The 21,543-nt window shown below is 67.4% G+C and carries 13 protein-coding genes; 7 read left to right on the top strand and 6 right to left on the bottom strand.

Annotated features, from left to right (window positions below):
- Positions 1–180 precede the first annotated feature (180 nt).
- Positions 181–1,743 (top strand): serine/threonine-protein kinase, encoded by a 1,563-nt coding sequence (locus KY501_RS39565; protein ID WP_224369082.1) that lies wholly within the window; start codon positions 181–183, stop codon positions 1,741–1,743.
- Between the two features lie 45 nt (positions 1,744–1,788).
- On the opposite strand, the gene KY501_RS39560 is transcribed toward KY501_RS39565, so the two are convergent.
- Positions 1,789–3,975: a Vps62-related protein gene (locus KY501_RS39560; RefSeq protein ID WP_224369081.1), complete on the bottom strand. Its 2,187-nt coding sequence runs from the start codon at positions 3,973–3,975 to the stop codon at positions 1,789–1,791.
- A 96-nt stretch (positions 3,976–4,071) separates the two neighbouring features.
- On the opposite strand from KY501_RS39560, the gene KY501_RS39555 reads away from it, so the two are divergent.
- Positions 4,072–6,840: a serine/threonine-protein kinase gene (locus tag KY501_RS39555; RefSeq protein ID WP_224369080.1), complete on the top strand. Its 2,769-nt coding sequence runs from the start codon at positions 4,072–4,074 to the stop codon at positions 6,838–6,840.
- Here KY501_RS39555 and KY501_RS39550 read toward each other — a convergent pair.
- From KY501_RS39550 to KY501_RS39535, 4 genes are all read right to left on the bottom strand, one after another.
- Positions 6,830–7,474 (bottom strand): hypothetical protein, encoded by a 645-nt coding sequence (locus tag KY501_RS39550; RefSeq protein ID WP_224369079.1) that lies wholly within the window; start codon positions 7,472–7,474, stop codon positions 6,830–6,832. The two genes, KY501_RS39555 and KY501_RS39550, sit on opposite strands and share 11 nt — an antisense overlap.
- 225 nt (positions 7,475–7,699) lie before the next feature.
- On the bottom strand, positions 7,700–9,040 hold the full coding sequence (locus KY501_RS39545; RefSeq protein WP_224369196.1) for a sigma 54-interacting transcriptional regulator: 1,341 nt from the start codon (positions 9,038–9,040) through the stop codon (positions 7,700–7,702).
- Positions 9,041–9,116: 76 nt separating this feature from the next.
- A complete protein-coding gene (locus KY501_RS39540; protein WP_224369078.1) occupies positions 9,117–10,088 on the bottom strand; it encodes a C39 family peptidase in 972 nt (323 codons plus the stop codon).
- Between the two features lie 172 nt (positions 10,089–10,260).
- A complete protein-coding gene (locus KY501_RS39535) occupies positions 10,261–11,487 on the bottom strand; it encodes a sensor histidine kinase (RefSeq protein ID WP_224369077.1) in 1,227 nt (408 codons plus the stop codon).
- 218 nt (positions 11,488–11,705) lie between these two features.
- On the opposite strand from KY501_RS39535, the gene KY501_RS39530 reads away from it, so the two are divergent.
- The 4 genes from KY501_RS39530 (at position 11,706) to KY501_RS39515 (ending at position 15,891) form a co-directional block, all read left to right on the top strand.
- Complete coding sequence (locus tag KY501_RS39530) at positions 11,706–13,001, top strand: AHH domain-containing protein (RefSeq protein WP_224369076.1); 1,296 nt, start codon at positions 11,706–11,708, stop codon at positions 12,999–13,001.
- Between the two features lie 90 nt (positions 13,002–13,091).
- Positions 13,092–13,589 (top strand): imm11 family protein, encoded by a 498-nt coding sequence (locus KY501_RS39525; protein ID WP_224369075.1) that lies wholly within the window; start codon positions 13,092–13,094, stop codon positions 13,587–13,589.
- 128 nt (positions 13,590–13,717) lie between these two features.
- Positions 13,718–15,358 (top strand): sigma 54-interacting transcriptional regulator, encoded by a 1,641-nt coding sequence (locus tag KY501_RS39520; protein ID WP_373691699.1) that lies wholly within the window; start codon positions 13,718–13,720, stop codon positions 15,356–15,358.
- A 2-nt stretch (positions 15,359–15,360) separates the two neighbouring features.
- Positions 15,361–15,891, top strand: a complete 531-nt coding sequence (locus KY501_RS39515; RefSeq protein WP_224369074.1) for a hypothetical protein — start codon at positions 15,361–15,363, stop codon at positions 15,889–15,891.
- A 9-nt stretch (positions 15,892–15,900) separates the two neighbouring features.
- On the opposite strand, the gene KY501_RS39510 is transcribed toward KY501_RS39515, so the two are convergent.
- A complete protein-coding gene (locus tag KY501_RS39510) occupies positions 15,901–19,305 on the bottom strand; it encodes a serine/threonine-protein kinase (RefSeq protein ID WP_224369073.1) in 3,405 nt (1,134 codons plus the stop codon).
- A 239-nt stretch (positions 19,306–19,544) separates the two neighbouring features.
- On the opposite strand from KY501_RS39510, the gene KY501_RS39505 reads away from it, so the two are divergent.
- Positions 19,545–21,509, top strand: a complete 1,965-nt coding sequence (locus KY501_RS39505; RefSeq protein WP_224369072.1) for a D-arabinono-1,4-lactone oxidase — start codon at positions 19,545–19,547, stop codon at positions 21,507–21,509.
- Positions 21,510–21,543 lie beyond the last annotated feature (34 nt).

Below are 21,543 nucleotides of genomic sequence, written 5' to 3'. Positions count from 1 at the left end.
CGCCCGAGCGCCACTGCCCAGGAGGGAGGTGGCCAGAGAGCTCACTCCACGGCGCCCGGGCTGGCGAAGCCCTTCTTCAGGTGAGTGGGATCCAACCCAGGGGAGCGGAATAGCGCGGACCTACGCATGAGGTAGGCTGAAGGAGGCGGAGCCAACCGCCGCTGGAAGCCGAGGTCAGCGATGAAGGAAGAACAGAGCCCCGACGGGCTCCGGGTGGGAAGCCTGGTGGGGCCGTGGCGAGTGGAAGGGTATGCCGGACGAGGCACGTACGGAGCGGTGTACCAGGCGCGCCGAGCCGGGCACCCGGGTTCAGTGCCTGTGGCGCTCAAGGTGGCAGTGTTCGCGTATGACCCGCGATTCCTGAGAGAGGTGGAGTTGCTGTCGCGGGTGAACCACCCTTCTGTGCCGCAGCTGGTGGACCGGGGTTGGTGGACGACGGAGACGGGAAGGGTGCACCCGTACGTGGTGATGCAGTGGGTGAACGGTCAGCCTCTGTACGAGTGGGGGAGGGTGCACAAGCCAAGTTCGCGGCGGGTGCTGGAGGTGGTGGCGCAGGTGGCATGGGGACTGGAAGTGCTGCACCGGGCCGGAGGGCTGCACCGGGATGTGAAGGGAGACAACATCCTGGTGGAACCGGAGGGGCGCGCGTTCCTCACGGACTTCGGCTCGGGCACGTGGGCCGGAGCCCCGCCGCTGACGGAGACCCTGATGCCGCCTGGTACGAGAGAGTACCGGGGGCCCGAGGCGCTGCGTTACCAGTGGAACCACTTGCGACAGCGCGGGGCTCACTACCAGGCAGATACGTATGACGATGTGTATGCGTTGGGAGTGAGTGTCTACCGGTTGGTGACCGGAGTGTACCCGCCACCGGGAACGGATCCGGAGGCGAAGCTGGAGCCGATGAGAGCGCCGTTGCCGAGGAGGGATGTGCCCCGAGAGCTCAATCCTCGGGTGATAGAGGAATTGTCGGCGCTGATAGAGAGGATGCTGGCAGCGCAGCCCCAAGAGAGAGGACTTGCGAGAGAGGTGGCGGAAGCGGCGGAGGCGGTTGCAGAGCACGCTGGAGCCGAGGCGGATGTGCCGCTGACAGGGCCCCTCCCGCTCTTGAGTGAAACAGTGGCACCCGTGCGCGTGCAGGTTCCAGCCGATGTGCCCTCACCGAGGGTTGAGCCTGCCCCTGTCGAAGTGGCCGATGCTCCCGAGGTGGTGCGAGCCGAGCCAGCCAAGGCGTGGGCCGACGTGAAGAACGTTCCTGTTCGGGAGGTGAGCAAGCCAGAAAGTCGTCACGCGCAGTTACCCGTGGAGAGGTGGAGGATGAGGGCGCGGCTTGCGCTGGTGGCCGGGTTGCCGCTGACGGCGATGGCGGTCACGTGGTGGGTGGGGCATGGGCCATACGCCCACTCCCGTAAGTACATTCAGACGGAAGAGCTGGAACTAGAAGAAGCTCGGAACGAAGGGGAAGCGGCGCTGGCCGATGCCTCGGTTCCCACCCGAGTGCTCCCGCACGAGCCCACCCGCGGCGAGGCAGTGATCGCCCTGGAGATGCCGAACGAGCCACTGCCAGGTCAGCGCCGTCCACCTTGCCGTGCCCGGGAGTTAGTCATCCGAGGAGGGTGCTGGATCCAATTGCACGATGAGTTCACCCCTCCCTGTGATGATGAATCGTACGCGTGGAAGAACGGGTGCTACATGCCCAAGTTCGAGCAGAAGCGCACTCCCACTTCGAAGGATCCGCAGAAGTGAGACAGCGATTCCTCCATTGCCTGCTGAGTTTGGGGCCTGCTCGGCCTACTCCAGCTCGAGGGCGCTCGGACTGGCGAAGCCCTTCTTCAGGGGCGCCGTGGGACCGCTGTTGAGCACGCACTCACCTGACTGCTGCGACACGATGTTGTCGCAGCCCGACGAGTCATTGCCCCAATCCTCGGTGATGTTGAGCCACTCCAGCGCGCCGGTGAAGGTGCCCATCGGCTGCCAATAGAAGACCACCGGGCGATCCCACGCGTTCCAGGCGATGCCTCGGGCCGTGTCGTCGTTGAGCGTGTCGCCGTTGAAGAGCTCCTCGTAGGTGTGGCGAGCCGCGTCCGGGTAGAGCCCATGCGAGCCCAGCGCTGAATAGGCCTCGGGGTGGAAGCCCACCGAGGACATGTCCTTGCTCCCGAAGGTGAAGGTCTGTCCGTTCGCGTGCTGGCTCATGTACACCTGCGAGGGGCGCCCATCGACGAACCGCACCGTGAGGTGCTCCCAGTCCCCCACGTGGTTGCCAAACGTGGAGTACCCGCCCACGCACCCCACTCCGTTGATGTAGATGCCGATGCAGACCCGCTTGCCGTTGTTGTAGGGGTAGAAGGTCCAATAGATGATGTCCGTGATGTTCGTCGGCGCACCGCCCTGGGTCCTCGTGACGATCTGCGCGTAGACGGGCACGTACGTCTGGTCCGGGCGCTGTCCATCCAGGAACTGAGGATCCGTGCACGAGTCGCAGCCCAACGGCTGGTTCGTCCACAGGTGGGTCCCGTCCTTGTGCATGTTCGGCAGGAAGAACCCGGTCGAGGACGGCCAGTAGGACTCCTCGTTGTGCAGCCAGATGCGGGGTGCGTACTGGAGCGCGGAGAGCTCGTCCACGAAGCCTCCCTGCAGCTCCGCGTTGCCCAGGGCGCTCTTGTTCAGGGCCCAGAAGCGGCCGCCGTTCGCATTGCCGTAGGACCCCTGGCCCACCATCGTGGACGCGGTGAGGCTCCGGTGGTCCCGCGCATCCGCCTGCCAGAGGGTGAGATCATTTTCCGCGCCCGAGCCACTGTCGTTCCACACCCAGCCGCTGTTGGCCGGCAGCACGTATTCGCTCCTGACGCAGCGGATGAGGTCCTTGGACGGCTTGCCGTAGCCCAGGTTGGCCACCGAGCCCAGGCACGTGTAGCCCGCCGGAGCCACCGGATCCCAGAAGCTCACGTCGAAGTCTCCGCCCGAGCCCGAGTCACTCCAGATCCAGTTGTAGTCCACCGGACGCGCCAGCACGTTGCCCTCGCCTGAGACTACGAACGTCATGCGCGGCGCCCCGCCATGGCCCGGCATGGCGATGTCACCCAGCGAGAAGTAACCCGGATACGGGCTGAGGTTGGGCCGCCAGACGGAGACGTCCGAGTTGGCTCCCGTGCCCCGGTCGTCGTACACGAAGTTGAACGACGTCACCGCTTGGACCGTGAGCCGCTGCGGATAGCGCAGGCGCGTCTTGTCCGAGCGCAGCGTGAACTCGCCACTCTTGCCCGCCTGCGTCGTCGCCGCGACCAGCTTGTACGTGCCCGGGTTGAGGAAAAAGGAGATGCGCGCGTGGGTGCCGCCGTCCGTGTTGGTCCTCTCCTGCAGCACCTGTCCGGTGGTGGCGTCCAGCAGGTAGAGGTAGGGATTGACGCCCGCGGCGAGGGACTCGAGATCGAACAGCACGGTCTCCGGTGCTCCCGTGTACTCCACGAGGAACTGCCGGTTGGCCGGGCTGGAGGCGCTCGGGCCTCCGGAGCCGCTCCACAGGCCATACAGGATGTTGCCGTTGCGCGCCGTCGGGGACTCGACGACGAGGCTGGAGGCCTGCGCGTTGAAGAACTGGCCCGAGAGGTCCGTGTCCTGCGTCAGCACCAGCCGCTGTCCTCCGAAGGCCGCGTGCTCGTAGAGGGTGACCTGGAAGCCCGCGGGCACCTTGACGGAGCGGATGGTGTCGTTGCCCACCGTCAACTGCCCCATGTCATAGCGGCCCGCGACGAACTGCTGGCTCAGTCCTTGAAAGCCATTCTGCGTGTAGACGAGCACGGACTCTTCCCCCGCGAGGCCCGAAGAGGAGGTCTGACCGTTCGTATCCCTCCACAGGGACGGCTCGGGTCCGTCTCCGCCACAGCCCACGGAGAAGATGACGAGGCCCGCGACGAGTGCACCCAGCACAGGCTCGAGGCGGCGCGAACTGCGGTGGGTGAGTGAAGGTAGGGTCAAGCGCAGGACGCTCATCTGGCAGGCCTTTCGCATATGACTTCTTGGAGGGGATGTTCTGCTTATAAGCGAAAGTTACGAGCAAGCCATGGACATACGATGAGCAAGCCTCCTTCCGATGAAGACATCTCCGGTTCGGGAGAGGAGGGCGCGACGCTGCCCGCCAGTCCGCCCCAGCGCAGGGAACCGGAGCGGACTCCCTCCCCCAGCGCACCTGTCACTCCTTTCGCGACGGCGTCCACGGCCGCAGGGCTCGTGTTGGAGCGCGGTGCCCGTGTCGAGCGCTACGTCATTCTCAAGCCCGTGGGGCAGGGCGGCATGGGCGTCGTCTATGCCGCCTATGATCCGGAGCTGGATCGCAAGGTGGCGCTCAAGCTGCTGCGCCCGGATAAGGTCAGCCCCGATGTCTCGGATCAAGCGGGGGCACTGCTGCGCGAGGCCCAGGCCATGGCCCGCATCTCCCACCCCAATGTCATCACCGTGCATGACGTGGGGACGGTGGACGGCCGGGTCTTCCTCGCCATGGAGTTCCTCCAGGGCCAGAACCTCCACGAGTGGATCCGGCGCAAGACGCCCCCCACGCCGCGCGAGGTGGTGCGCGTCTTCCTTCAGGCCGGGCAGGGCCTGCTCGCGGCGCACCGGGCCGGGTTGGTGCACCGGGACTTCAAGCCCGCCAATGTCCTCATGGGCCTCAATGGCCGTGTCTGCGTGACGGACTTCGGGCTGGCGCGGCTCGTGCCTGTCTCCATGGGGGAGGAGGGGACGCACCTCCCAGAGGAGGGGATGCCGGACCAGCCCGGCACCCTCTTGTTGGACTCGCCGCTGACGCAGGGCAGCCTGGTGAGAGGCACCCCCCATTACATGCCGCCCGAGCAGTACCTGGCCAGCGGCGTGGATGCACGCTCGGATCAATTCAGCTTCTGCGCCGCGTTGTTCTGGGCGCTCTACCGCAAGCACGTCGTGGAGCCCCGGCGGATGATCGAGGCGGCCACCGAGGCGGCCCGTCGCCAGAGCAAGGAGCCTCCCGGTACGGAGCCCTGGACGCTGTTGCCTCACCGCACCGTGCAGCTTCCCCCCGCGGAGGCCAAGGTCCCCGCGCGGGTCCGGCGCGCGCTCTTGCGAGGCCTGTCCCTGCACCCGGACGATCGTTTCCCGTCCATGGAGGCGCTCCTGGAGGAGCTCTCGTGGGAGCAGCGGCAGGGCAACCGTCGCGGAGCCCTGGCGGCCGCGGGCCTGCTGGCGGCGGCCACGGCCGGTACCGGCTTGTACTTCTATCGCCAGAGCCAGGTATGCGCGGGGGCGGACTCGCTGGTGGCCTCGGTGTGGGGCTCCGCGCAGCGCCAGAAGCTGGAGGCTGCCTTCAGCGCCACGGGCAAGCCCTTCGCCGTGCAGAGTGCTCGGGCGGTGACGCGGCTGCTGGATGCGTATGCCGGCCAGTGGGCCGGACTGCACACCGAGGCCTGCGTGGCCACCCGCGTGCGCGGTGAGCAGACCGAGGAGTTGCTCTCCTTGCGCATGGTGTGTCTGGAGCGGCGCCGCAAGAGCCTGAGCGCGCTGGTGGGGTTGCTCACCGGAGCGGAGGGCAGGGTGGTGGAGCGCTCCGTGGATGCGGCCTCCGCGCTCCCGAGACTGGAGGACTGCCGGGACATCGAGTCCCTGGCCGAGCAGCCCGCGCTGCCCACGGATCCAGCCCGTCGCGCGGCGGTCGAACAACTGGGGGAACCGCTCGCCCAGGTCCGAGCGCTGCTCGACGCGGGCCTCTATCCTCAAGGGTTGGAGCTCGCGCGGAAGCTGGAGCCCCAAGCCGCCTTCATCGGCTACCGGCCGTTGCAGGCCGAGCTGGGTTACCTGCTCGCGTGGCTGCTCCATCAGCAGGGCGAGGTGGACGAGAGCCTGCGCCACTTCGAGCGCGCCCTTCAGGATGCCGAGGCGAGCCGCGCGGACCGGCGGCGCCTGGAGGTGCTCACCCGCTTCATCTACGCGCTGGCCACCAACGGCCACGCGGAGGAGGCAAACCGGTGGGGAGACATGGCGCGGGGCGTGCTCGAGCGCGTGGGCAGCGAGCCGCCTGCGGCCATCGATTTGAGCATCAACCTGGGGTACACCGCGCTCTTTGGCGGGCGCTACCAGGATGCGTGGGACTTCTTCTCCAAGGCCCGCGCTCTGGAAGGAGCGCTCGCGCCCGAGGATACGCGGCGGGCCACGGTGAGCCACGCCCTGGGGGTGGCGGCGTTGCGCTTGGGAAATCTTCCCCAGGCCATCGCCCTGTTCACCGAGTCGCTGCGGCGCACGGAGGAGCTCAAGGGGGCCCGGCACCCCGAGGTCGCCATTCACCAGAGCATGCTGGCCACGGCCTACCGGGACAGTGGACAACCCGAACTCGCGCTCGAGCACGCCCAAGCGGCGCTCGCGGTGCGGCAGGCCGCGCTGGGGCCGGAGCACCCCTCCTTGGGGGATGACCTGGATGAGCTGGGGGAGTGTTTCCTGCTGTTGAAGCGCTATGACGAGGCGCTGAAGTCCTTCCGCGATGCCGAGGCGCTCAAGCGCAAGGCGCTCGGGGCGGACCACCCGGATCTCTCCTACTCGCTGGATGGAGAGGGCAAGACCCTGCTGGCCCAGGGACACGCCGCCGAGGCCATCGGGCCGCTGAAGCAGGCGCTCAGCTACGAGAACACGGAGCCGGAGGCGCTGGCGCAGACGGGCTTCACCCTGGCCCAGGCCTTGTGGGCCGTGGGCTCGGAGCCGGAGCGGGCCCGCGAAGAGGCTCGGCGGGCTCGAGATCGCTACACGGCGCTGGGGAAGCAACAGAAGGCGGCGGAGATCGACACCTGGCTCCAGGCCAGGCAGGGGCGAGTGGCTACCCCTTGATGCCCTGGTTGTGGCGCGAGGCGAAGATGTCCCTGCTCGCCTGCCGCTGCAGCTCGCGCAGCTGCGAGTACTCCGTCTCATCCATCGTGCCGTCGGCCAGCGCGCTGCCCTTGGCCTCCGCGATGCGGCTCTGCCCGTCCATCAACTTGCTGGCCTCTTCGGAGGTGAGCGAGCCGTCCGAGATGCCCTTCTGGATCCGGGCGCTCATGTTGTTCTGGAAGCCTTCGATGTGCGAGGTGCGCTCGCCAGCCGCCACGGGCTGCTCGGTGTCGTTGTGCCGCTGCTCGAAGATGTCGCGGCTGGCTCCCTTCTGCATCTGCCGCAGCTCCTTGAACTCTCCCTTGTCCAGCTTGCCGTCGCTGAGCGCGCTGAGCGTCTTGTTCGCGATGTCGAGCTGCTTCTGCGCCAGGCCCTTGGCCTCGTCGGCGGTGAGGGTGCTGTCGCTGAGGCCCTTCTGGATGCGGTTGAGCTGGTTGGTCTGGTGCTGCATGAGGCGCTCGCCCCGCGAGGTGGGCTTGGACGCCGCGCTCCCTGCGGACTTGCCCCCGGCGGTCGCGGACCCAGTGGCCGCGCTCCCAGTGGACAACGCCTTGCGAGAGGTCTGAACGGAGGAGGCAGAGCTGATCGGGCGCATGGTTTTCTTCCTTTGCAGTAGGGGTGAGCACCGCGTCCGGAGGGACGCTGGATGCTTTGGACCTACTGCGAGGGGCGTGCCACACAGTCGCCCTGCTTGCGGCACAAGGTGCGTACGTGTCTTCAAGGGTTTAGCGAGGAGCCCTCGTCGCACGGGCCTCGGCGGCAGGCGCCACCCCCCGGCAAGTCACGTCGCCACCTGGCGACGCGAGTTGCCACCCGCGGCTCAGTGCCCGTCCAACCCGTGTTTTTTCAACAGCTTACGCAGGTAGAAGCGGTCGATGCCGGCTTCGCGTGAGGCGCGAGAGACGTTGCTCTCGCACCGCTCCATCAGACTGCGGAGGTAGTCGCGCTCGAAGCCCTCGACGAGCCGCTCCTTGGCCTCCTTGAAGGGCAGCTCCAGCTCCGCAGCCCCCGTGCCGGCGGAGGGCCCCTGCGAGTCCGCGGGCATCTCGGGCAGGGCCTCCTCGCCCAGGTTCACCACCTGCTCCACCACGTTGCGCAGCTCTCGCACGTTGCCGGGCCACGGGTACTGGGCCAGCAGCGCGCGCGTCTGGTCCGACAGTGCGCCCGGTTGCTTCTTCATCCGGCGAAGCACCGTGTCCACCAGAAGGGGGATGTCGTCGGGGCGCTCGCGCAGAGAGGGCAGGGTGACGCGCAGCACGGCCAGCCGGTGGAACAAGTCACGGCGGAACTTGCCGGCCTTCACCGCGCCCTCGAGGTCCACGTGCGTGGCGGCGACGATGCGCACGTCCACGGTGCGGTACTCATTGGCGCCCACGCGCTTCACCTGGCGCCGCTCCAGCACGCGTAGCAGCCGGGGTTGGATCTCCAGCGGCAGCTCGCCCACCTCATCCAGGAAGACGGTGCCTCCGGTGGCCCGCTCGAAGGCGCCAGCGCGGTCGGCCTGGGCGCCGGTGAAGGCTCCCTTCACGTGGCCGAACAGCTCGGACTCGATGAGAGAAGGCGCCACGCCCGCGAGATCGACGATGACGAAGGGGCCCTGGCGGCGCGGGCTCTGCTGATGAATGGCCTCCGCGCACAGCTCCTTGCCGGTGCCCGTCTCGCCCTGCACGAGCACATCCGCATCGCCCGCGGCCAGGCGCTCCAGCAGGGTGAACAGCTCGCGCATGGGCCGGCTGTCGCCCACCAGGGCCCCAAAGGACTCGCGTGTAGAAGGAGGGACGACGCGCTCGCGGGAGTCCTCCGGCACCAGCTTGAACTCGGTGGTGCCGACCTGGAGCACCGCGCCGACGCGGACCTCCAGCTCCGAGAAGCGCATCTGCTCGCAGTAGGAGCCGTTGCGCGAGCCCGCATCGACGGCGCGCACGCCATCCTCGCGCACCTCGAGCCGCAGGTGCTGGCGCGACACGGTCTTGTCGCTCAAGGCAATCTCACAGGAGGCGGCCGAGCCGATCCGGTACTCGCCGACCTCGAGCGACACGCTGCGGCCGACATCTGGCCCGGAGATGACCACGAGCTTCAGACGGATTCGCGCGCTGCCACGCACCTTCTCGAGAGGGGTGGTCTCGAAGTCCCCTGGCTGTTCGTCTTCCTCTGGAGGCACTGGCGACAAGCGGGCGGATGCTAGCACACGCCGTGTGGAGGGCACTGGCTACGAGCGGGCCCCCTGCCGCGACGGCTCAGCCGGGAATGCCCACCGTCTTCTTGCCGATGCCCGGCTGGCGCAGCTCGGCCCGGATGACGCGATCGAACACGTGCTGATCCCGGGGGAAGGGGCTGCCCTGCATGAGCGACAGCAGGGCGAGGGCCTTCTCAGGATTGCCTTTGCGCTTGAGCCACAGCACCCGATCCGCGAACTCATGAGAGGTCATGTCGCGCGGGGTGACGGGCTTGGTGTAGCCGTTGCGTGCCACCTCGCCGCAGACGTAGTCGATGTCGATCTCGAAGTCGTGGCGTCTCTCGCGGTTGGCCATGACCCCGCAGAGGGAGTGCTCCTGCGTGCGCGTGCCATCGAACGCGCCCCGGAGCTTGTCGGGGGTGGGCGTGTCGGAGACGTAGCGGGGCTGCTTCACGGGGATGAGCAGCCCTCCATCGGGGGGCGCCCCACCCACGAGTCCCCGGAGCTTCTGGGGAGAGATCTCCTGGGGATGCTTGGCCAGCGGATCCGAGATGCGGTAGTTGCCGTCGGGCGTCATGCCGCGCACCAGGATGTAGTGAGCGCTGCTCTCGCCGGTCTTCGGGTTGACCTTCTCCACCTGGGCAATGAACTTGGTGCCCTGGCTCAGCTCCCGCTGCACGTCCGAGTTCTTGTAGGTGCTGGACAGCGCCTTCTCGCCCGGATGGAGATTGACGCGCTCGAGCATTGTCATCAGATCCTCGGGCGTCGACCCGCTCGGGGACACCAGGTCCTGGCTGAGCTCCTGGATGAGCCGGGCATCCGTCATGCCGGGCTGCCGGTTGGCGCCCCGGGCCAGCATGGCCACGACGGCGGGCCCGCAGAAGAGCTCACCGTTCACATAGCCTTCGTTGGCGCCATTGGGGCTGAGCTGCTCGATGTGAGGGATGTGCTTCCACCCCCCGTTCTTCGCTGCTCCCGGGTCCGCCGCGGAGTGGGCCGAAGACGAGATGGTACGAGGGATGTGAAGGGGCACCGGTCGCTCCTCTTGGGATCACGCCTCCCAGATATTCTCGCGAATGGAAGGCGCGGGTTGCGTACTTTGTGTGCGAGTTCCTCTACACATCCCGAGCCAAAGCCAAGGTGGGCCGATGTATACTCTGTGCCTACCCTGGGGAGTGTTGCCCGAGCTGAGGGCGAGCGCCGTCTCAGCGGGCGCGGGGGATGGTGAAGGCGAACGTGGCTCCGGAGCCCGGAGGGCTGAGCGCCCGAAGGGTTCCGCCGTGGGCCTCGACGATGCCCTTGGCGATGGACAGGCCCAGTCCTACGCCGCCGCCGATCGGCCGGGAGCGTCGGTGGAAGGGTTGGAAGAGCTGGGGCATGAACTCGGGCGCGATGCCGGGGCCCGAGTCCGTCACCGCGAACTCGACGGCATTCTCCGTGAGCTGCGCGGCGACGGTGATGAGCCCGCCCGCGGGGGTGAACTTGCTCGCGTTGCCGACGAGGTTCGAGAAGACCTGGTGGATCCGCTCGGCGTCGCAGTGGATGTGAGCCGCCTCTTCCGGGGGGCGGAAGTCGAACTCCTGCCCCTTCTCGTGGCCCAGGGGAAGGAGCTCAGAGAGCTGTTCGAAGACCTTCCCGACCTCCAAGGGCGCGAGGTTCATGGTCAGCGCGCCGGCTTCGATTGCCGCCACGTCCAGCAGGTCATGGATGAGTCGCTCCATGCGCCAGGTCGAGCGGAGGATGACGTCGAGGTGGCGCCGTGCCCGGCCGTTGAGGGCGACGAGCATGGGTCCCAGGAGGCTGGCGCTCGTGGCGATGGCCGAGAGCGGATTGCGCAGATCATGAGAGACGACGGCCACCAGCTCCTTGCGGGCGGTGGCGGCAATCTCTGCTTCATGGCGGGTGTGGCGCTCGGAGGCATAGAGCCGCGCATTGTCGACAGCGACGGCGGCGGAGTCAGCCAGCGCCTGGAGCAGCTCCACCTCGCGGGCGGTGGGCATGCGCTGGGTGGCCCAGTAGGCGCCGATGGCGCCGAGCGGATCCGCGCTCCGCATGGGAACCATCATGAGGCTCTTCACGAAGGTGGGCCGGTAGAGGTCGGCGGGGATGCGCGGGTCCTGGTAGATGTCCGAGATGACGGCGGGGTAGCGGTTGAGGATGGCCCAGCCGGAGATGCAGGCGTTGATGGGAAAGCGTTGTCCCTTCCAGAGCGGGGCGATGGCGTCCTCATCCGCGTAGAAGACGAGGTCTCCTTCTCGAAGGACGAAGGTCACCCCATCCGCGCCGGTGAGCTCGCGAGCTGCCCGGCGCACCAACGTCATCACGTCTCCGAGTTCACGCAGGTAGGCGAGTTCCTGGACGACCTCGACCAGGGCAAGGGCATCGTCCCGGCTCAGCGAATGCTTGGAGGAGGGGTAGGTGAGACGTCTCATCCATAGATCTCCATCGCCGTGGACCTGGGTAACATCCGACATGAGGGCCGTTCATGCAGAGCTGACGGCCAGATTGGCGGACGGCAGCTCACCCTGCATTCAGGCATTCATGCAGGGGGCTGTAAAGCGCCACTTCGGAGGCCCGAGGCGTTCCAGGGGTGGTTCTGCCTCCCGGGTTCATGGTGCAGCTGATACTGGCCGTGCATGATGGGGAGGAGATGAAACGCGCCTCGGTCCTCCTGCGGCTGCTCCTCGCGCTGTGCCTCGCACTTCCTTCCTCGTGTGCCACCTCTCGAGGACGGGAGGCGGATGACTCGGCACTCCTACAGCCTACCGAGGCCGTTCGAGTCACCCTGCTGCCCGGCGAGCGGCTCCAACTCGACTTTCCGCCGACACCGCCTGCTCCGGATTGGGAACAGGTGAGTGAGGAGGACGTCCGAGCGCTGCTCGCCGACTTTCTTCGGTGCACTGAGGTCCTGTCCGACTTCTCAGTCGTTCCTGCTGTGGCCTCTGGGTTGGCTGTCCCCGCGCCGTGGGAAGCGCGCCTGCGCGGAGAGTTCCTGGCCCGCTATGGCCCCGCGCGCTTGCCTCTGCCGAGCTCCTTGCAGCGCAGCCCTCTCTACATGGCGCTCAAACTGTCCCCTCGATATATGGGGGCCGGCTTTCGTGACGCGGCTCAGGAATTGTTCCGCTCGCCTCTTTTCATTGCCAGCGTCACTCTCTCGATCCTCGTCTACTTCGCCGCATGGCTCATGCCCGAGCCAATCTTCTCTAAATCCTTCGCCGCCATGGTGACGGCGCGCCTGGCGTTGGCCGTGGGGTTGCTGGAGTTGCGCAACGTGGCGCTGGCTGCCCTGCAGCTCTATCGAGAGGCGCAAGCCGCCAAGACGATGGCGGAGATTGAGGCGGTAGCCGAGCGCTTTGGCCGTGCCCTGGGAGGCACGGCCCTTCGTGTCCTCGTCATGGTCGCCAGCTTCGGGGTGTCGAAGGTACTGCCCAACGGTCCTTCGGGAGGTCTCGGCTCGCTTCTGAGTCCGCCTCGCTTTGCTGCGGGGGGAGGCCTGATGTTCCAGGCCTCGACCACTGCCCATGTGGTGTCCGACGGCACCATCGTCCTTGCTGGCGCGGCCTTGGGCACGGCTGGCTCTGCGGCGAGCAGTGCCTGTGATGATGGCTCCCAGAGGAAAGACGGCTACCGGTGGCACCATCTGGCTACGGACAAGAACGAGAAGTCAGCACTGAACGGAGGACCGTGGACGCCTTTGTTCGAGAGGCTGTTCACCACTGCGGGGATGGCCCTCGATGACCCGGAGAATCTTGTTCATCTCGCGGCCCATCAAGGGCCTCATCCCGAGGAGTATCACCGGGAGATCTACCAACGGCTCGAGACTGCGCTGAGTGACTGCCGCACCGTCTCTCAGTGCAGGAAACGCTTGATCAACGAACTCCGAAGGATTCGGAGTGAAGTCTGCACCCAGGGATCGTTTCTTCATCGTCTCATCACAAAGCCCTGAAGGGGCCCTGAGACTCCAGAAGACATGCCTCGATACTATCAACTGGTGGATGACAGGTTCTCGTCGGGCCGGTGGCACCTCGGTGCTCCTGTGGATGATCGCGGTGAAGAGATGGATCCATGGCAGTTCAAGCACGGAAAGGTTCTCGAACTGGGAGATGTCCCGCGGTTTCCGCTCGATGTTCCCGGGCATGCCCTGGATTTCAGCTGGGCTGCCTTCAGCATCCCCGTGGTGCATGACCGCTTCGCCAGGCTTTTCGAATCCCTGAGTGTCGAAGGGGTGCAGTTCATCCCTGCGCGGGTGGAGGGTCGGCCGGGCCCTTGGTTCATCCTGAACGCGCTTCGCGTCGTCCAGTGCGTCGACGATGCCCGGTGCGCGGAGGTCCAATACTGGAAGCCTGAGGACGAGGAGCCAGACAAGGTTGGCGAGTATCGCGCCATCCATGGTCTGCGCATCGATCCGTCGAAGGTCGGCAGTGCCCGCATCTTCCGTATCTGGGGATGGCGTGTGGCGCTGATCATCTCCGGCGACATCAAGGCCGCCATTGAATCTGAAGGCCTCACGGGTGCGCGCTTTGTTGAGGTCTGAGTCCCGCCCCTGTCCAGAGGGAAGTGACGGAGGCGAAGGCCTCGGGCGCCAAGCCGGGTGCTGGTTCCACGTGTGGAAGCCCGCTGTTCCACGTGTGGAGCGCACCCCTCCAGCCCCAGGCATGTAGAATGCGGTTCGACCCCAGGGAACTGGGGAGGAGCTTCAGGCGAGTGCAACCCCTTCTGGACATTTCCACCGCCAACGCCCAAGCGAGTCGCGGCCATGCGCAACCCACCGCCCTCGTTCCTGCGCTGACCATCGTCTCCCACCCCATGTCCCGCCGTGTGGGGGAGCGGCTGCTGCTGTCTCCGCTGACCGCGGGCCGCTCGGTGGAACTCTCCCGCAACGAGCCCTTCTTCATGCGCCCCGGCAACACCCTGGGCGCGCACCTGTCCGATCCGTGCGTGAGCCGCAGGCCGCTGGTCTTCTCTCCGGGCACCGCGGGGGGTGTCCGCGTGGATCCCGGTCCAGGCAGGCAGACGGCCGTGGCGGGCACGCTCCTCCAGGAGCCCTGGGAGTTCTCCGCCGAGCAGGTGGCCGCGGGCGTGCCCCTGGAGTTGGCCGGGCGCGTGGTGCTGCTGCTGCACCTGGCCGATCCCTCGGCACATGACTCGGCGGAGGCCCTGGGGATGGTGGGCACCAGCGTCGGCATCCAGCGCGTGCGCCGGCTCATCGAGCAGGTGGCGGACCTGGATGTACCGGTGCTCGTGAGAGGAGAGACGGGCTCGGGCAAGGAGCTCATCGCCCGTGCGCTCCACGAGCGCAGCCCTCGGCGCGGCAAGCCCTTCATCAGCGTGAATCTCGGCGCCATCCCCAAGGAGCTCGCCGCCGCCGAGCTGTTTGGCGCGCGCAAGGGTGCCTTCACCGGTGCGGTTCGGGATCAGGACGGCTTCTTCCAGGCCGCGCACGGGGGCACCCTCTTCCTCGACGAGGTGGGTGAGGCCTCTCCCGAGGTCCAGGTCATGCTGCTGCGCGTCCTGGAGACGGGCGAAGTCTTCCGCGTGGGAGAGCGTTCGCCCATCACCGTGGATCTGCGGCTGGTGGCCGCTACGGACGCGGCGCTCGAGCAGCAGATCCAGGAGGGCCGCTTCAAGGCTCCTCTGCTGCACCGGCTGGCCGGTTTCTCCATCCGCGTGCCCCCGCTCCGGGAGCGGCGCGAGGACATCGGTCTGCTCTTCCATCACTTCGCGCGCAGGGAGCTGGAGGTGCTCGGGGAGTCCCGGCGCCTGGAGCCCGAGGATCCGCTGGCCGAGCCCTGGCTGCCCTCGTCCCTGGCCGTTCGCCTGCTCCGCCACGGCTGGGCCGGCAACATCCGGCAATTGCGCAACGTGGTGCGCCAGCTCGTGATTGGCAGCCGGGGGCGAGCGCGCCTCGAACTCGACGCGCAGCTCGAGCAGGAACTGGCCACGGTGACAAGCGAGGCCCTGGGGGCTCCCGTCCCCGCGCCGCCTGCCCCTGCGTCACGGACCGCGTCCCGGCGCAAGCCTTCCGAGATTCCCGAGACGGAGCTGATCGCCACGCTCCGCGCATGCGGCTGGGACTTCCAGGCCGCCGCGGATCGGCTGGGGGTGCACCGCACCTCCATCTACGATCTGATCGAGCGCAGCCCCAGCCTCCGCACCGCGGGCGAACTGGGCGTGGAGGAGATCACCCGCTGTTACCAGGAGTGCCAGGGAGACCTGGACGCCATGGTGCGCAAGCTCGAGGTATCCAAACGCGCCCTGGCACGTCGCGTGAAAGAGCTGGGGCTCGATTCCAAGTCGGAGTGAGCATGTTCCTCGAGAGAAGGAAGGTGGATGTGTCGAAGGTCTCCGGAAGCGCTGGGCGGAAGGGTTGGAAGCGGCTGTGGCTGATAGCGCTGGTGGGTCCGATGCTGGCCTGTAAGAGCACCGGTCCTGTGGCGCCTTCGGAGTCAGCGAAGGGGCCCGTGGAGTGTCCAGCGGAGCTGCTGCTCCCCCAGCCCTCGATCACCTACACCCTGACCTGCGACGGCTTCTCTCCCAAGGCCCAGCGTCTCAAGGCGGGGGCCGAGGTCACGTTCAAGTCGGAGTGCGACAAGCCGGTCGTTATCAGCTTCAGCAACCCGAGCACGCTGTTCACGAGCCAGGCGCAGTCCATCGTCGTGACGAAGGGGCAAGAGCCAGCACCGGAGGTTGTGAGCGACAAGGGGGGGTGTCACCAGCTGTGCTTTGGTTCCTCCACGTGCCCTCCTTCGGATGATGTGAACTCGAAGACTGGGAGCCTCGACGTGTACACGAGCGGCGGATCGGAGCCGGAGCCCACGAAGTCCACGAGCCCGTAGCGCCCAACGTCAGGGGCCGGACTGCTGGCGCCGCCACCAGACGGTCCAGTGGGGATTGGCCGCCAGTGCCTTCGCGGAGAGCTGGGCATCGGGTGTGCCGAGCTCCGCGAGCAGGCTGGCCTTCAGGAGCAGCGCCTCCGTCCAGTCCGGGCGGGCGGAGAGCAGCGCGTCCGCCAGCGCCTGGCCGCGCTTCAGCGGTGGGGCCGCGTCCTGGCCCGACGCCTTCAGCCAGCGCGCCCATTCGCGGCAGAAGTGCCCGAACGCGGCGCGGTAGTCCAGGAGACGGGGCGCAAGCTGGAGCGCCTTCTCATAGGCCTGCGCGGCCTGCTCGAAGCGGGGGCCTGCTTCCACATCGTGCTGCTGGCCCAGCCAGCGCGCGCGGAGTTCGTGAACCTCTCCTTGATGGAACCAGGCTTGTGCCTCCTCTGGGTTGCGCTGGAAGGCCTGGGCGAGAGCCTCCTGCGCCTTGTCGAGGCTCTTGCGCGGATCCCTTCCCTGCTCCAGTGCGAAAGCCGCTTGCAGGGAGCGGACCTTGGCCAGGTTGGCCCAGGGAGTGGCCTGTCCGGGTAGCAGCGTCACGGCTTGCATGAAGGCCGCCTCGGCCGCCTGCGCCTCGGCGCCCGGATTCTCTCCCTGGAGGAACTGGTACTCGGCGCGCGCGGCGTGGACATCTCCCACGTTGTTCTGTCCCCAGCCTTGCTGCGGAGCGACGGCCACGGCCTGCTCATACGCGGCCTGGGCCTGAGCGAGCAGTGGCTCTGGATCCGTTCCTCGCTCCCAGGCCTCGCGCCCCTGCTCGACCAGGGCGATGCCCAGCCCGTTCTGCAGCGGAGCCACGCGGGCGTTGATGTCGATGCCGCGCCGGAAGAGCTCCACGGCGGTGGCGAGATCCGGCCGTGCGTCCGCTCCCGCGTCGCGGTGCCGCAGGGCCAGATCCGTGTGGAGGGTGCCTCCCAGATACCACGCGACGAAGTTGCGCGGGTTGAGCTCCCGGGACTTCTCCAGTGCCCGTCGAGCCTGTTCCAGATCGGCCTCGGGCTGCGCAGTGTTCGCGAACCCGGCCCGCTTGAGATAGGCCTGACCCAGGTTGATCCAGGCATCCGGCAGCCGCTCATCCAATTGGATGGCCTGCCGGTACGCGTCGATGGCCCGTGTCAGGTGCGCCGAGGGCTCTGCTCCGGTCTCCTCCTCGCGGTCCGCCCAGACGCGGAAGAGCAGCCCGCGGGTGGCGTGGCTCTCATAGTCCCGCTCCTTCTCGGGAAGGCGATCGAGCTCCTCGAGAGCCTGGCGCAGCGAGGGGACTGGATCCAACCCCCGTCCCTGGAGGCTGCGAGCCCGGCGAAGCAGGCTCTGCACCAACTCCCTGAGGGACGGAGTGTGGTCGGGCTGAAGCGTCAGCGCGGCCTGCGCGGCGGCGATGGCCTTCTGTAGTGGCTCCTCCACGTCACCGCCCTGGGTGAGGCGTGCCTCCGCCAGCCGGTTGTGGAAGCGCGCGCCCCAGAACTTCGCAACGGGAGAGTCCGGATCCACCGTGGCCATGCGCGCCACGGACTCCAGGCCCCGCGCATAGGAGGGCTGGATGTCTCCCCGGCTGTAGAGCTCCATGACGAGCTCGGTGTACTCGAGCTTCGCCAGCGACTCATGGACCTCCGGCAGGCTCTCGGCCGTGGCGGAAGCGGCGAGCAGGGACTCCCGGCCCGCCTTCAGATCGGCCCGCGCCCCATCCCGGTCTCCCTGGTTCCAGCGGCGGTGGGCCCGTACCTGGAGGATGTCTCCGCGAAGTTGGAGGGCTTCGTAGAACCAGGGCCGCCGCTGGCCCATCGTGTCCAGGAGGCCCAGCGCCTCGTCGAGCCGCTCCTCGTGGAACGCCAGCAGCGCCGACACGTACTCGGGAGAGGGCACATCGGCGCCCTCGCTCCGTTGCAACCAGTCCAGGACGGCCTCCCGATACTGGGCCTGGAGCGCGCGCCGGGCCGACTCCCGCCGCTCGGGGCTCTGGAGGTTCTCCACCTCGAGGAGCTGCTCCCGGTAGAGGCCGCCGAGGACCAGGGCCATGGCCCACGCGACACGGGGCTCGCGGAAACCGTAGCGCCAGGCGGCTTCGAGCTGTTCCCGGGCCCGGGCCTTGTTCCCGAGCGCCAGCTCTCCACGCCCCAACGCGTAGCTGCCCGGTCCCCGAGCCGAGTCGCCCGCCTGGCGGATCTCCTGTTCGAGGGCCTCCATGGACTGGCGCAGCTCCGCGCGATCGGCGCGAACGTCATGCAGTCGGGACAGGGCGGAGTAGCGGGCCCTGGCCTCGATGCTCTCGACCCGCTCGGTGAAGCGGCGGGCCAGACGTTCTCGCTCCGCGGTCTGCTGGCGGGTGAAGGCGGCCCAACCCAGGGCACAGGCCACCAGCACGAGAGCCACCGCCCCCACGCTCACGGCCACGCGGTGGCGTCGGGCCTGTTTGCGCAGGCGGTAGGCCAGCCCCAGGGAGCGGGCCTGCACGGGCTCGCCCACGAGGAACCGATCGAGCTCCTCCGCGAGCGCATGCGCCGAGTCGTACCGGGCCGCGCGGTCCTTCTCCAGGCACTTGAGGACGATGGCCTCCAGGTCCGTGGGGAGCTCGGGCACCAGCGCGCGCGGTGGGCGAGGCTCGACGGTGGGGATGCGGCTGAGGACCTCCAGTCCGTTCTCGCCGGAGATGGGGAGGTGGCCCGTGAGCACCTGATAGAGCGTGGCGCCCAGGCTGTAGACGTCCGCGCGGCGGTCCAGGTCTCCCACCTCGCCTCGCGCCTGCTCGGGAGACATGTAGTGCGGAGTGCCGAGCACCGAGCCGGTGGCGGTCCCCCCCGAGGCCGTCCAGTCATGGGCCAGCCCGAAGTCCATGACGTAGGGCCGGAGGCGCCCGTCCTCGGTTCGCTCCACGAGGATGTTGGCGGGCTTGAGATCGCGGTGGATCAACCCGGCGCGGTGGGCGGCGTGGACGCCTCGGGCGGCATCCCGGACGACTTGGACCTTCTGCTCCACGCTGAGCTGCCCGGCGAGCTGCCCGAGCGGCGCGCCGTCGATGAACTGCATGGCGATGTAGGGGCGACCAGCCACCTCGGCCACTTCGTGCACCTGGCAGACGCTCTCGTGCGCGACGCGGGCCTGGGCGCGAGCCTCGGACATGAGGCGGCGGATGTGCTCGGAGTCATCTCCCTTGACGAACTTGAGGGCCAGGTTGCGGCGCAGGCGCGGATCATAGGCGAGGAACACCTGACCCATGCCCCCCTGGCCGAGAAAGCGGATGCCCTGGTAGCGCTCCCAACCGGGGATGGGAAACACGGGCGTGACGGACTCGCTGCCCGTCGAGGGGGAGTTCGGATCGATCGTGGGAGCGCCGGGGAGATCCGAGGCGCGTGGCCCGTGCTCACGCTGTTCGTCCATCGAGGCTCCAGCTTACCTGAACGGCCGAGCACGGTTCCCGCCAAGGCGTTCCGTTCCGGCGCACTGACACGTCGGTGGGGCTCATTGACATGTCAGCGGGGCTCATTGACGTGTCAGCGCCCATCCAACGCCTCCTCATGGAGGAGGGGCACCGAGCAAAGGCTTGCATGTCGAGGTTGGTACGGGGATTGCCTGGGAAGAGCGGCCACGCAAAGTCAAACCCCCAGCAGGAGGTAGGCATGTCTACCGCAAGGGAATTCTCGCAGCAGGTCGCTTCCGTCCAATTCGACGCGTCGACGGGGCTCTACCACCCCAAGAGTGAGCAGGACATCATCCAGCTCGTTCAGAATGCCGCTGCGAACAACCTGCCGGTCCGGGTGATAGGCTCAGGCCACTCCGTGCAGGCGTCCATCCTGTCCACGCAGTCGAATGCCATCAACATGTCGCTGGATCAGTACAGGAACGTCACCTTCAACGGCGATGGGACGGTCACGGTCCAGGCGGGGTGCTACCTGGGGCTCAATGCCCCCGAGCCCTGGGAGAACACCTTCTTCTACCAGCTCGAGCAGAAGGGGCTGGCCGCGCCGGACATGGGAGGGATTACCCATCAGGCCGTGGGAGGCTTCACCACGATGGGGTGCTCGGGTGGCTCTCTGAAGTACGTCTATACCGACAGCATCGTCGGTATCTCTCTGGTGGATGGCCAGGGCGTGGTGCGCTCGTACACCCGGGGGAAGGATCCGGAGTTCGAGGGCGTGGTCGTCTCCATGGGGTTGATGGGCATCACCTCCACGCTCACGTTCAAGCCGGACCAGCGCTTCAACATCATTGGCGACGAGACGTGCTACGCGCTGGATGATCCCAACTGCCCCATCGACTTCTTGGGGCCTGGCACGGCCGGCAAGCCCTCGCTGGAGCAGTTCATGCGCCAGACGGAGTACACGCGGCTGCTCTGGTGGCCCCAGAAGGGCGTCGATCGCATGGTCGTCTGGCAGGCCAAGCGCATGCAGGCGGCGGATTACAACCCGACGACGGGTTCCCCCGGGAACTTCAAGCCCAAGCCCTACCTCGAGTTCCCGGTCATCCTCGGGTCCCAGATTCCGGCACAGGTGGCCGCGTCCTTGTTCTACCAGCTGTCCGCGGGCTGGCCGACGCTGCTCGACATGGCTGTTCAAGACCAGCTTCTGCGCGATGTGCTCTCGGTGATCATCGAGGTTGCCTACGAGGACTGCATCCTGCCCTTCGTCATCAACCTCTTCGCTCCTGTCTACACGGGGGACAACACTCCACCGGCCCCCGCCCTGGCGGAGATGCCCACGGGCCTGTTCTCGGAGGAGACGCGCGTTGTCGAACTGGTGAGGAATACCTCGAGCCAGCCCGCACAGAGGGCCGCGACGCTGGGCTCCGCGGGGCGGCGTGCGGCTGGCGGTCCGATCCTTCGGATGCAGAACCTGGATGCCTCGATTCCCGCGGGCTCGACCCGCGTCACGTCGGTCCCGATCGATCTATGGAAGGATGTGCTGGCTCGGATGCCCGGGGCGGGCCCCCACCTTGCCAAGCTGCAGTCGGAGCTGAGCAAGCGTGGTCTGAAGCTGCCGCGCTACTTCCATCTCCAGGTCCCGACCGACGTACTGCAGGGCCTGCCGACGGTGAAGGATGGGACGCCTCCTCCGGATACGACGGGCAAGCAGTCGTTCTGGGACGCCTGGTACAGCAGCCTGCCGATGGACAACGATGTCTCCGACTTCTTGATGCCCACCGAGTTCACCGAGCTGTGGATTCCGCTCGAGGAGACGCAGTCGGTGATGAACAGGCTGCATGATTTCTATGTCAAGGGAGGGCTCGGGGCCACGGGCTCCTTCTCTTGCGAAATCTACGCGGCGAAGGCCGATGACCTCTGGCTGAGCCCGGCCTACAAGCAGGACGTGGTCCGCGTGGACGTGTTCTGGTTCCACGACCTGTTCCGGGACGAGAAGGCGCTCGAGGCGTTCTACCAGCAGTATTGGGATCTGCTGGAGGACTACGCCTTCCGTCCACACTGGGCCAAGTACATGCCGGGTGCGAGCTACATGAACTCTGAGTCCCTGCCGGAGTTGTATCCCATGTACAAGCAGTTCCTGGCGTTGCGTGCACAGCTGGATCCCAAACAGCTCTTCGTCACCGACTACTGGCGCCAGGCTCTGGCCATTCCCGGGCCGCAGTAGCGGCAGGTATCCAGCGCCCGGGGCCCACTCCCTC

This window comes from Hyalangium versicolor (genome assembly GCF_020103695.1).
Lineage (GTDB): Bacteria > Myxococcota > Myxococcia > Myxococcales > Myxococcaceae > Hyalangium > Hyalangium versicolor.
This window is presented reverse-complemented; position numbering and strand designations above follow the sequence as displayed.

Excerpts from the sequence above, each read along its gene's own strand:
- KY501_RS39535 (WP_224369077.1), bottom strand. The coding sequence starts at position 11,487 with ATGAGACGTCTCACCTACCCCTCCTCCAAGCATTCGCTGAGCCGGGAC.
- KY501_RS39510 (WP_224369073.1), bottom strand. The coding sequence starts at position 19,305 with ATGGACGAACAGCGTGAGCACGGGCCACGCGCCTCGGATCTCCCCGGC.
- KY501_RS39555 (WP_224369080.1), top strand. The coding sequence starts at position 4,072 with ATGAGCAAGCCTCCTTCCGATGAAGACATCTCCGGTTCGGGAGAGGAG.
- KY501_RS39515 (WP_224369074.1), top strand. The coding sequence starts at position 15,361 with ATGTTCCTCGAGAGAAGGAAGGTGGATGTGTCGAAGGTCTCCGGAAGC.
- KY501_RS39565 (WP_224369082.1), top strand. The coding sequence starts at position 181 with ATGAAGGAAGAACAGAGCCCCGACGGGCTCCGGGTGGGAAGCCTGGTG.
- KY501_RS39505 (WP_224369072.1), top strand. The coding sequence starts at position 19,545 with ATGTCTACCGCAAGGGAATTCTCGCAGCAGGTCGCTTCCGTCCAATTC.
- KY501_RS39550 (WP_224369079.1), bottom strand. The coding sequence starts at position 7,474 with ATGCGCCCGATCAGCTCTGCCTCCTCCGTTCAGACCTCTCGCAAGGCG.
- KY501_RS39530 (WP_224369076.1), top strand. The coding sequence starts at position 11,706 with ATGAAACGCGCCTCGGTCCTCCTGCGGCTGCTCCTCGCGCTGTGCCTC.
- KY501_RS39520 (WP_373691699.1), top strand. The coding sequence starts at position 13,718 with ATGCGGTTCGACCCCAGGGAACTGGGGAGGAGCTTCAGGCGAGTGCAA.